This is a genomic window from Haemophilus parainfluenzae (assembly GCF_900638025.1).
In the GTDB taxonomy this organism is placed as follows: domain Bacteria; phylum Pseudomonadota; class Gammaproteobacteria; order Enterobacterales; family Pasteurellaceae; genus Haemophilus_D; species Haemophilus_D parainfluenzae_J.
Map to the genome: position 1 here is coordinate 1,061,007 of NZ_LR134481.1, position 12,314 is coordinate 1,073,320.

General features: G+C 39.6%; 9 protein-coding genes and 1 pseudogene. 7 read left to right on the plus strand and 3 right to left on the minus strand.

Features of this window, described 5'->3' with window-relative positions; translation table 11 throughout:
• Positions 1 to 18 precede the first annotated feature (18 nt).
• The 6 genes and pseudogenes from mepM to EL215_RS05445 all read left to right on the plus strand — a co-directional run bounded on the left by mepM (position 19) and on the right by EL215_RS05445 (position 6,255).
• Positions 19 to 1,466: pseudogene (gene mepM / locus EL215_RS05420) on the plus strand (murein DD-endopeptidase MepM).
• A gap of 137 nt (positions 1,467 to 1,603) precedes the next feature.
• A complete protein-coding gene (locus EL215_RS05425; RefSeq protein WP_269471709.1) occupies positions 1,604 to 2,557 on the plus strand; it encodes an ABC transporter permease in 954 nt (317 codons plus the stop codon).
• A complete protein-coding gene (locus tag EL215_RS05430) occupies positions 2,550 to 3,509 on the plus strand; it encodes an iron chelate uptake ABC transporter family permease subunit (RefSeq protein ID WP_126470719.1) in 960 nt (319 codons plus the stop codon). Before EL215_RS05425 ends, EL215_RS05430 begins: the two co-directional genes overlap by 8 nt.
• Entirely contained in the window at positions 3,500 to 4,261 is a 762-nt protein-coding gene (locus EL215_RS05435) for an iron ABC transporter ATP-binding protein (RefSeq protein ID WP_126470721.1), read from the plus strand. Before EL215_RS05430 ends, EL215_RS05435 begins: the two co-directional genes overlap by 10 nt.
• A 14-nt stretch (positions 4,262 to 4,275) precedes the next feature.
• Positions 4,276 to 5,184, plus strand: coding sequence for a siderophore ABC transporter substrate-binding protein (locus EL215_RS05440; protein ID WP_126470723.1), 909 nt, complete (start codon positions 4,276 to 4,278; stop codon positions 5,182 to 5,184).
• 120 nt (positions 5,185 to 5,304) lie between these two features.
• Complete coding sequence (locus tag EL215_RS05445; RefSeq protein ID WP_126470725.1) at positions 5,305 to 6,255, plus strand: sigma 54-interacting transcriptional regulator; 951 nt, start codon at positions 5,305 to 5,307, stop codon at positions 6,253 to 6,255.
• Here the strand turns inward: EL215_RS05445 and hflX are convergent.
• The 3 genes from hflX to rluC all read right to left on the minus strand — a co-directional run bounded on the left by hflX (position 6,245) and on the right by rluC (position 8,960).
• Complete coding sequence (hflX, locus tag EL215_RS05450; RefSeq protein ID WP_126470727.1) at positions 6,245 to 7,600, minus strand: ribosome rescue GTPase HflX; 1,356 nt, start codon at positions 7,598 to 7,600, stop codon at positions 6,245 to 6,247. The two genes, EL215_RS05445 and hflX, sit on opposite strands and share 11 nt — an antisense overlap.
• 9 nt (positions 7,601 to 7,609) lie before the next feature.
• Positions 7,610 to 7,891 (minus strand): RNA chaperone Hfq, encoded by a 282-nt coding sequence (gene hfq, locus EL215_RS05455; protein WP_126470729.1) that lies wholly within the window; start codon positions 7,889 to 7,891, stop codon positions 7,610 to 7,612.
• A gap of 88 nt (positions 7,892 to 7,979) precedes the next feature.
• Positions 7,980 to 8,960, minus strand: coding sequence for a 23S rRNA pseudouridine(955/2504/2580) synthase RluC (gene rluC / locus EL215_RS05460; RefSeq protein WP_126470731.1), 981 nt, complete (start codon positions 8,958 to 8,960; stop codon positions 7,980 to 7,982).
• Positions 8,961 to 9,386: 426 nt separating this feature from the next.
• Between rluC and rne the strand changes: the two genes are divergently transcribed.
• Positions 9,387 to 12,191, plus strand: coding sequence for a ribonuclease E (rne, locus tag EL215_RS05465; RefSeq protein ID WP_126470733.1), 2,805 nt, complete (start codon positions 9,387 to 9,389; stop codon positions 12,189 to 12,191).
• The last annotated feature ends 123 nt before the right edge of the window (positions 12,192 to 12,314 follow it).

Sequence of the window (12,314 nt, forward strand, 5' to 3'; positions counted from 1 at the left end):
TCTACAAGGGTAGCAAAAGTGCAGCACGTTAAATTAGCCAGAGAACGACGGAAAAGAAAGTCCCGCATAAAAGCAGCGATTTTTTTACTGCACTTTTATTTATTTTTACAGGTACTTTTCTCGCCTTTAAAGATACAGCTGATTATGATCCTTCTCTGCAAAGTAATCTTGAGCCAGATGTGGTAGATAACGTTCAGTATCAATCACTTTCACCAGAATCTCATCCATCTCATTCTGAGTCTAAATTACATTCGAATACAGAGGATGCAACCTCTTATGATGATGAACTCCAAGCAAAAGATGATGAAGTTGATGAAATTAAGCCTCAGTTTGATGAGCTAAATGAGCTACCAAAAGATGCACAAGATGCATTGACCGGTATTTTAGATGTGGCTGATCAGGCACTACGTATTACCGATCAATTTAGTCATACCGTGGTACGAGGTGATTCATTAAAAGATGTGTTAGAACTTTCAGGTCTAGAAGATAATACTGCGAATAATTTGATTTCAACCTATCCTGAATTAAAAAACTTACGCGCAGGCCAACAGTTCTATTGGATTTTAGATAAAGAAGATCAACTGGAGTATTTAAACTGGTTGGTATCTGAAAAAGAAGAGCGAATTTATGAGCGCACTGAAGACGGCAAGTTTAAACGCCAAATCTTAGAGAAGAAGAGTATTTGGAAGAAAGAGGTATTAAAAGGCACAATTAACGGATCTTTTGCATCAAGTTTGCGTGATTTAGGTTTGGATGGTCGTCAAATCAGTCAGTTAAGTTCCGCATTACAATGGCAGGTAAGCCTTCAAAAACTCAGTAAAGGCACCAAATTTGCGATTTTAGTGTCACGTGAATATTTAGGCGATAAATTAACGGGACAAGGTAATGTAGAAGCTATCCATATTATAACAGGTGGTAAAAGTTATTATGGAATTCAAGCGGCAAATGGTCGCTATTATAATAGACAAGGTGAGACTCTTGGCAAGGGCTTTGCGCGTTATCCACTACAACGTCAAGCGCGTGTTTCTTCGCCATTTAATCCAAATCGTCGTCATCCAGTCACAGGGCGTATTCGTCCACATAAAGGCGTCGACTTTGCTGTTGCTCCAGGTACGCCCGTTATTGCGCCAGCAGAAGGCGTAGTTGAAAAGGTGGCTTATCAAGCAGGTGGTGCAGGACGTTATGTGGTGATACGTCATGGTCGCGAATATCAAACAGTGTATATGCATTTAAGCCGAGCTTTAGTTCGTGCAGGGCAAACTGTGAAGAAGGGAGAGCGTATTGCTTTAACAGGAAATACAGGGATCTCAACGGGACCTCATTTACATTATGAGTTTCATATTAATGGTCGTGTTGTAAATCCATTGACAGTTAAATTACCTGGTACAAGTAGTGCAATGGCAACAGCAGAGCGTAAACAGTTCTTAGTGCAAGCGAAAGAAGCGGAAAAGATGTTAAAGCTGTAGCGAATAAAGTGCGGTCAAATTTGGACCGCATTTTTTATGCACTTAAAAAATTAATCAAAAACTGACCGCACTTCATCTTTCCTCTTTTTCATCAATATGCTATCCTTCTTTGCGTTTTAGAATTATTCTCATTTATTATGATTAAGCGACGTTATCTCATTTTTCTTTTGATCGTGCTTTCCTTTGTCTCACTTTTTCTCGGGGTGAGCACTGTTAATCTGAAAGGGTTACTGAATTTTGAAGGTAATCAATGGCAGATCTTTTTAATTAGTCGCGTGCCTCGCTTAATCAGTATCTTGATTGCTGGCGCATCCTTGAGTATTTGTGGCTTAGTGATGCAGCAACTCAGTCGAAACCGATTTATTTCTCCCACCACGGCGGGCACAATGGACAGCGCACGATTAGGCATTTTAATGGCGATGCTGTTTTTCCCAACTGCTTCTATGTTGTTAAAAACCACTATTGCGGTCATCGTGTCTTTTCTTGGGACATTGTTATTTATGACGATTCTGTCCCGTTTGAAATTCAAGGACACGATTTTTGTGCCTTTAGTGGGGATTATGTTCGGCAATATCATTAGTTCAATTACCGCCTTTATTGCTTATAAAGAAGATTTATTACAAAACTTATCCGGATGGCTACAAGGAGACTTTTCTCTTGTGATGTCAGGCCGTTATGAATTGTTGTATTTCAGTATTCCTACCCTCATCGTAGCTTATTTATTTGCGCATCGTTTTTCTATTGTCGGGATGGGGAAAGATTTTGCGGTTAATCTAGGTCTAAATTACAACCAAGTACTTTATCTCGGTCTGCTCATTGTGGCGGTCGTATCTTCAATTATTATTGTGTCTGTTGGCGTGATCCCTTTCTTGGGGTTAATTATCCCGAATATCGTCACACTTTATTTAGGTGATAACTTGAAGAAAGTGTTATCTCATACCGCCTTGTTAGGCGCCGTATTTGTTTTATTCTGCGATATTTTAGGTCGAAGTGTGATTTATCCTTATGAGATTTCCATTAATGCCGTGGTGGGCGTATTTGGCAGTGGTATCTTCTTATTTTTATTATTAAAGCGGTATCGAAATGGCTAAGAAATCTTCTTCTCAACTGATTATATTGTCGTTGTTAGCCATTGTTTCTCTTGCACTCTATTTAGGCTACAACTTACCAAACCGTTGGCAATATGCCTTGGAAAATCGTGCCTTATCCTTAATTGCGATTGTGATTACAGGTGCGGCAATTGCACTCGCTACGATGATTTTCCAAACGGTTGTGAATAACCGAATTCTCACGCCGAGTATTTTGGGTTTAGATTCGCTGTATTTACTGATTCAAACGGCGATTATTTTCCTTTTCGGTTCAAGCACATTGCTTTCAATGAATTCGATTGCCTTGTTTGTCTTGTGTACGGGATTAATGATGGCCTTTTCATTAGTGCTTTATCACTTCCTGTTTAAGAAAGAGAACCAAAATATTTTCTTCTTGTTGCTTGTCGGGATTATTTTCGGCACCTTCTTTGGTAGCTTAACGACCTTTATGGAAGTGTTGATTGACCCAAATGAATTCCAGATCGCTCAAGATATTGGCTTTGCAAGTTTCAACCGAATCAATACTCAAATCTTGTGGGTCGCATTAGCCATTTTAGTGGCGACCATTGTTTTCAGTTTGAAATATTGGCATTGCTTTGATGTGTTGGCGTTAGGGCGAGAAAATGCCATTAACTTAGGTATCGATTACCAAAAGACCTTAAAAGTCCTATTAATTCTCGTGGCAATTTTAACATCAGTATCGACCGCACTTGTTGGCCCACTTACTTTCCTTGGGTTATTGGTAATGAATGTAACTTTTGAATTTATTCGTGATTATCGCCATAAGGTGCTTATTCCTGCTGCGATGTTAATTTCCATTATTACCTTGGTTTTTGGGCAATTATTGGTTACTCATATTTTTACCTTCCGCACGACATTAAGCATCATCGTTAATTTTGTCGGCGGTGTGTACTTTATTTATTTGTTATTAAGAGCAAACAAAAAATGGCAATAGAAATTCGCAATATTACGAAAAGTTACGGAAGCAAAAAGGTGGTGGACAACGTGTCTGTCACCATCCCAACGGGGAAAATTACGTCTTTTATCGGACCGAATGGCGCGGGGAAGAGTACAGTGCTGTCTATTATGAGCCGTTTGTTGAATGCTGATAGTGGCGAGATCTATCTCAACGGTGAATTGCTCAATCGTAAGAAAAGTAGCGATATTGCGAAACAACTTGCGATTTTAAAGCAAACGAACAACATTAATTTACGTCTAACCATTGAAGATTTAGTCGCTTTTGGGCGTTTTCCTTATAGCAAGGGAAACTTAACCCAAACTGACCGCACTTTTATTGATAATGCCATTGCCTATATGAATTTAGATGATATTCGTCATCAATATATCGATAACTTAAGTGGTGGGCAGCGACAACGCGCTTATATAGCGATGACACTGGCACAAAATACCGATTATATTTTGTTGGATGAACCATTAAATAATCTGGATATGAAGCATTCTGTGCAGATCATGCAAGTTTTGCGTAAATTAGCGACAGAACTCAACAAAACCGTGGTGATTGTGATTCATGATATTAATTTTGCCTCTTGTTATTCAGACTACATTGTTGCCATGAAAAATGGAAAATTAGTCCAACAAGGTGAAGTTTACCACATTATGCAATCAACCGTATTACAAGATATTTATGATATGACGATTCCTATTCAGGATATCGACGACCATAAAATTGCCGTTTATTTTAGATAAATAAGGAAATCTTCATGAAAAAAACATTATCAACTTTAGCACTTTCACTCTTCGCACTTTCTGGTATTGTACAAGCTGCGGATATTACGGTGGAAAATTCTGTTGGAAAACAAGTAGTGCCACAAAATCCACAACGTGTGGTGGTTCTCGATTTTGGTGCAGCTGATACGCTTCGTGCATTAGGTGTGCAAGATAAAATTGTGGGCTTCCCACAAAGCGGAAAAATTCCAAACTATCTTTCAGAATTTGCAGACAAAAAATATAAAAATGTTGGTGATTTGAAAGAACAATCATTGGAGCAAATTAACGAACTTAATCCAGATTTGATCATTGCGTCTAAACGTCAAGAAAAAATGATCGACAAATTTAAAGAAATAGCACCAGTATTTAATGTTGAAAATGACTACACAAATTATTATCCAAGTTTTCAACAAAATGTGACCGCACTTGGACAGATCTTTGACAAAGAAAATGTAGCAAAAGAGAAATTATCCGCGTTAGACAGTAAAGTCGCGCAAGTCGCGAAAGACGCACAAAGTAAAACGGCACTATTGGTGTTGGTTAATGAAAGTAAAATCAGTGCTTTTGGTGATGGTTCTCGCTATGGTATGGTGTATCAAAAATTTGGTTTTAAACCGATTGATGACAGCATCAAATCGTCTACGCATGGACAAAGCGTTGGTTTTGAATATATCTTAGAAAAAAATCCAGACTTTTTACTCGTAGTAGATCGTACAGCGGCCATTACAGAAAAAGCCAACAATGCACAAAAAGTATTGGATAACGATATCATCAAACAAACCAAAGCGTATAAAGATGGACACATTGTGTACCTTGATGCAGCCAATTGGTATCTTGCGTTTGGTGGCTTAGAAAGCATGGGAATCATCGCACAAGAACTTGATCATGCAGTGAAAAAATAATACGAAAAATAATTTAAAAGGGCAGTCAATGATTGCCCTTTTTATATGTAAATTAATCTTTACACATATCAATAAACTTCCTATCATATCGGCATCATTTAATAAAACAGAGCTTATTTTATGCTGACATTTAATCCACAAGAACCGTTCTCTTGCTTTGTCACTCAAAGCCTTTCCATGAAAAGTGCGGTCGAAAATGCACAACGTTTTGCGATGTTTGATGTGCCGCTTTTAATTCAGGGTGAAACGGGCACGGGTAAAGATTTATTAGCCAAAGCTTGCCATTTTGCGAGCTTGCGCCGTGAGAAAAAATTCATTGCAGTAAACTGTGCAGGCCTGCCGGATGAAGATGCGGAAAGCGAAATGTTTGGGCGTAAAGTGGGTGACAGTGAAACCATCGGTTTTTTTGAATATGCTCACGAAGGCACGGTGTTGTTAGATGGCGTTGCCGAGCTTTCATTAAGTTTACAGGCAAAATTATTGCGCTTTTTAACGGATGGTTCTTTCCGTCGAGTGGGTGAAGAAAAAGAACATCATGCAAATGTTCGGGTGATTTGTACTTCACAAGAGCCGATGGAAAAGTTGTTAGAACAAGGGAAATTGCGCAGTGATTTATTCCATCGCTTAAATGTCTTAGCACTAAATGTACCGCCCTTGCGTGAGCGAGTTGAAGATATTCAGCCTTTAACGGACGGTTTTTTACAAGAAATTAGCACGCAGCTTAAGATTCCAATGCCGCAATATGATGCTGATTTTTTGAATTATTTGAAAGCGCAGCCTTGGCAAGGTAATGTGCGAGAGCTTTACAATGTCTTGTATCGAGCCTGTTCCTTAGCGAAAAATAACCAGCTTGATATTGAAAGTTTAAATTTAAAACCCGTACAAAGTACGGTCATTTCTGCGGGTGATTTTGGTGAGCAAACACTGGATGAGATCATGGGACAATATGAGGCGAGTGTATTGCGTGCTTTTTATGCGCAGTATCCAAGTACACGAAAATTAGCACAACGATTAGGCGTATCACATACGGCGATCGCCAATAAATTAAAACAATACGGTATTAGTAAATAATTTCTGACAGTTTAGGGAATTGTTTACAAAGTTTGAGCCATTCGACTTTATCAATTTGTACATTGAGGATAAATTCACCTTCATCCGAAATTTGTTCGTGACGAATGCTATCTAATTGATAGAGCGCATGGCGAATTTTGCCCTCTTGAGGTAGCAGTGTGAGGGTGAAAGAAAGTATCTCATTTTTCAACCGCACTTTAATGGCTTCAAGTAGCAGATCTAATCCTTCACCTGAATGTGCTGAAAGGTAAACGGCAACGGGCTTATTCTCGTCATCATATTCAATATGGGGCGCTATATTTTCCAATAAATCGATTTTGTTGTACACCAACAATGCAGGTACTTTGTCAGCCTTAATTTCTTCCAATACTAAATTTACCGCTTCAATATTTTCTAGCTTACGAGCGTCTGCAGCATCAATGACGTGCAATAACAAACTGGCTTCTACCGTTTCTTGCAAGGTAGATTTAAAAGCAGAAACTAAATCATGAGGAAGTTGGCGAACAAAACCAACGGTATCCGCGAGAATGGCCGTACCTACATCCTGAATTTGCAAACGTCTTAATGTGGGATCAAGGGTGGCAAAAAGCTGATCTGCCGCATAGACATTCGATTGTGTGATGAAATTGAATAGTGTCGATTTGCCCGCATTGGTATAACCAACCAAAGAAATGGTAGGGATATCCGCTTTTTGTCGAGTTTGGCGATTTTGATTACGTTGTTTTTCGACTTTCGCCAAACGATTTTGCAACTGCGCAATACGCACCTTGATTAAACGGCGATCCGTTTCTAATTGCGTTTCGCCTGGACCACGTAATCCAACTGCACCTTTTTGCTGATCTAAGCCTGTTTTTCGACGAACTAATCGAGTGGATAAATGCTTGAGTTGGGCTAATTCAACTTGTAATTTCCCTTCGTGCGATCGGGCTCGTTGAGCAAAGATATCTAAAATTACTCCAGTGCGATCCACTACTCGGCATTGGCAGATGCTTTCTAAATTACGAGTTTGTGCAGGGGTTAATTGATGATTCACCAAAACAACATCGGCATCTAAGGCTTTTACTGCATCCGCAATTTCTTGTGCTTTTCCTTCACCGATAAAATATTTCGCTTGTGGCGTCGCTCGGCTCGTGGTGATGATTTGTAAAATCTCAACATTGGCAGATTCTGCTAAAAGCTGGAATTCTTGCAGATCTTCAATGTTTTTATTTTGAGAAAAGAAAACATGCACGACGACAGCTTTATCTTTTGTCGATTGGCTATTGTCGCCTGTTTTAGATGACGAAAGTGCGGTTGAAATTTCAGGTGAATTTTCAACCGCACTTAAACTGATGAAATCGTTCATTGAACAGAATTATTCTGCTTGTGTTTCTACTTCCGCTACAGCATCAGAAGCTTGTGCTGCATGATGACCGTTATTATTGTGGTGAGAAACAGAACGTGCTGGAACCACAGTTGAAATAGCGTGTTTATACACCATTTGATTAACAGTGTTTTTTAATAAAATCACGAATTGGTCGAATGATTCGATTTGACCCTGTAATTTAATCCCATTAACGAGATAAATCGAAACAGGAATACGTTCACGGCGTAACGCATTCAAATAAGGATCTTGTAATGATTGTCCTTTTGCCATTTTTTGCTATCCTTTGTTGTTATATGTTAATTAATGATAGAAACGAGTTGTCTCCATCATCAAATATAGCAATAAACATTTTTCTTGTCTATGGGTTTATCTCTTTGCTTTCACGCAGTTTTTTCAGAATTGTTTTCATTTTTTCATCTAGTTGTGCGTTGAAACGTAATGTTTCGCCCGTTTTAGGGTGTTCAAATCGAATAGAAAATGCATGTAAAAACAAACGATTGAGTCCGAGATCTTGCATATATTTATCGAATTCTTTATCACCGTATTTATCATCCAGCGCGATTGGGTGACCTGCATATTGAGTATGAACTCGGATCTGATGGGTCCTTCCCGTGACAGGCGACGCTTTTACTAAGGTCGCATTCTGGTAGCGTTCTTCAATAGCAAATCGCGTTTCAGAAGGTTTGCCTTGTTCACTGACTTTAACGATGCGTTCGCCACTGGCTAATTCATTTTTTAATAAAGGTGCTTGCACGACTTTCACATGAGATTGCCATTGTCCACGCACGAGTGCGAGATAGTCTTTTTGTACCGTTTTAACACGAAGTTGTTCGTGTAAGTTACGTAAGGCAGAGCGTTTCTTTGCCACCAATAAAATGCCTGATGTATCTCTGTCTAAGCGATGAACCAATTCTAAAAAACGGGCTTCAGGACGTAATGCACGCAAGGCTTCAATCACACCAAAATTCAAGCCGCTCCCGCCATGAACCGCAATGCCAGAAGGTTTGTTCAATACTAATAAACAATCATCTTCAAAAATAATATGGCTTTCAAGGGAGGCGATTTTATTCAAGTTTTTAGAAATCGGCGCGGTATTTTTTTCAGAAACACGAACTGGTGGCACACGCACCACATCGCCATTTTGCAATTTATATTCAGGTTTGATTCGCCCTTTGTTCACACGTACTTCACCTTTACGCAGAATGCGATAAATCAAACTTTTTGGCACACCTTTTAATTTTGCCAATAAATAATTATCAATGCGTTGTCCTGCTTCATCCTCAGAAATCGTAAGCATTTTGACGGATTGATTGATGATTTTTTCTTGTTTTTCAGTCATTGAATCTGTCCTTTAAAAATTGGGCTGAATCATATCACAATATCCCTGGTGATAATAGCAAGAATGCCTTGCTAATTTAGCCCCGAATGTGGATAATAGAGCGTCTTTCTATGCCTAAAATTTGGCATTTAGAAAGCGATTTTGTATGTTGGTCAATACTCAATGCAGCGAATGGCATAAGACATTGATAATCAACATATTTTTCTTGAAGATTAACGCTTCCTTGCAATGCGTAATTAACACACCGCATTGTTTTACGAAAATTGTCTTAGATAACAATTGAGTATGCTATCAATGCACCCAGCAACACACAGTCGTGAGATTGACTGTTCGCGAGAAACACGAGGTCGATGGCTAAGGTCAGTCAATCTGTAAAGTGCGGTTAATTTTCAAGGTATTTTAGATAATTCAAACGAGAAATTGACAATGAAAAGAATGTTAATCAATGCGACTCAAAAAGAAGAGTTGCGCGTTGCGTTGGTCGATGGCCAGCGTTTATTCGACTTGGATATTGAAAGTCCGGGTCATGAACAGAAAAAAGCCAATATTTACAAAGGAAAAATCACTCGCGTAGAGCCGAGTTTAGAAGCTGCCTTTGTGGATTATGGTGCAGAGCGCCATGGCTTCCTTCCTTTAAAAGAAATTGCCCGCGAATATTTCCCTGCTGATTATGTATTCCAAGGTCGTCCAAATATCCGTGATATTTTGACTGAAGGTCAAGAAGTGATCGTTCAGGTGAACAAGGAAGAGCGTGGCAATAAAGGCGCAGCCTTAACCACTTTTGTTTCCCTTGCCGGTAGTTATTTGGTGATTATGCCAAACAATCCGCGTGCAGGTGGCATCTCTCGCCGTATTGAAGGCGATGAACGTATCGAATTAAAAGAAGCATTGAGTTCTTTAGATGTACCAGAAGGCGTAGGTCTTATCGTGCGTACAGCGGGTGTAGGTAAATCACCAGAAGAATTACAATGGGACTTAAAAGTACTGTTACATCATTGGGAAGCGATTAAACAAGCTTCACAAAGTCGTCCGGCGCCATTCTTAATCCACCAAGAAAGTGATGTGATTGTTCGTGCGATCCGTGATTACTTGCGTCGTGATATCGGTGAGATCTTAATTGATAGCCCGAAAGTATTTGAAAAAGCGAAAGCACACATCAAACTTGTGCGTCCAGATTTCATCAATCGTGTGAAACTGTATCAAGGCGAAGTGCCGCTATTTAGCCACTATCAAATTGAATCTCAAATTGAATCCGCCTTCCAACGTGAAGTACGTTTACCTTCTGGTGGTTCGATTGTGATCGATGTGACAGAAGCGTTAACAGCGATTGATATCAACTCGGCGCGTTCAACTCGTGGTGGTGATATTGAAGAAACGGCATTAAATACCAACCTTGAAGCGGCGGATGAAATTGCTCGTCAATTACGTTTACGTGACTTAGGTGGCTTAGTGGTTATCGACTTCATCGATATGACACCTGTTCGTCACCAACGTGAAGTAGAAAACCGTATCCGTGATGCCGTGCGTCAAGACCGTGCTAGAATTCAAATTAGCCGTATTTCTCGCTTCGGTTTGTTGGAAATGTCACGTCAGCGTTTAAGCCCATCATTAGGTGAGTCTTCTCACCATGTTTGCCCACGCTGTCAAGGTACGGGTAAAGTGCGTGATAACGAAAGTTTATCTCTTTCTATCTTACGTTTAATCGAAGAAGAAGCGTTAAAAGAAAACACCAAACAAGTACATACTATCGTGCCTGTACAAATTGCGTCTTACTTACTTAACGAAAAACGTAAAGCCGTTCATAGCATCGAAAAACGTCATGATGTTGATATTATCGTCGTGCCAAATGAAGCGATGGAAACGCCACATTTCAGCGTATTCCGTGTTCGTGAAGGTGAAGAGCTAAATGAATTAAGCTATAACTTAACGAAATTCCATGATGCACAAGATGATACATTTGTACCAGAAGAGTCTCTTGTTTCTCGCAATATCGAAACTGCAGCAGTGACCTCTGAGCAAGTGATGGAAAGTGCAGCAGTATCTTTATCGATCCCAACAGCTGCACCAGCACCGGTTGAGCGTAAATCGGAAAAACCGTCATTGTTTGCGAAAATTGTTGCCGCAATTAAAGGTTTATTTGCTTCTGAACCAAAAGAAGAAGAGAAAAACCAAAATAACCGTAATAATCGTAACAGCAACCGTAATAATCGTCGCAACCAAGAACGTCGCAATAATCGCCGTTCTCGCAATAACGAAAACAACGATAACGCGAAAAATACAGACGAAGAAAATACACGTCCAACTCGCGAGCGTGTAAATAATCGTCGCAATCGTCGTAATGGGAATGAAGAAGTGACATCTGAAAGTGCGGTTAATTTAGCTAATGTTTCTGATGATCATCGTCAAGAAGAAAAAGTAGAGAAACCAGCAGCAGAGCGTCGTCAACGTCGGGATTTACGTAAACGTGTTCGTATTGAGAACGATGCGAATAATATCCACAATAATATTGTCGAACAAGCTGAAGCACCTACAGTTAAAAATGAAGTGACTGAAAGTCATACCGTAGAGCATACGGAGGATAAACCTCGTCAAGAACGTCAGCGACGTACACCACGTCATTTACGAACATCGAATAATCAACGTCGTCGTCGTAATGAAGTGAAGTCACCAATGCCATTGTTTGCAGCGGTTGCTTCGCCAGAATTAGCAAGCGGTAAAGTTTGGGTTGATTATTCTGTTGTGAATTCAGTGAAAGAAAGTAATTTCTTATCTGTGGATGAACTGCTTGAGCAAGAAAAAACGAAAAAAGGTGTGATCACGCCTGCAATGGGTATTGTCGTGGAGGAAAAATCGGTAAAAACTCAGCCGGCTTTAGATTTTATTACTCAACCGGCAAATGAAGCGGTACAACAGAAAGTGCAAGAATCATTAGAACGCTTGCATCATAAATCAGAACCTATTGCTCAAATCGAAACAGCTGAAGTTGAACCACAAGAAAAAGCAGAATTTGTTCGTTCTTATGTGTTCACTGGTCGTGCAGGTACCATTTCAGCAGTACAGCACACTAAAGCAGCGATGACATTAGCTAAAGCACCTGATGAAGTGTCTAAACCATTCCCAATTGTAGAATGGACGGAGTCTCGCTATTACTTTAACGGTAAAGGAGCAGCAGGCCATCATAGTGCAATTAGTCATATTTATTCTGAAGCGACACAAGCGAAAGCAGAGTAATATCTCAATAATAAAGACGGAGCCAGTAGGTTCCGTTTTTTATTTTGTGTATTTTTAAAACATTGTGATTTAAAAGTAGTCAGTCAGATAATTTTTTTATTTTCTTGCTTGACGGGGTGGGGG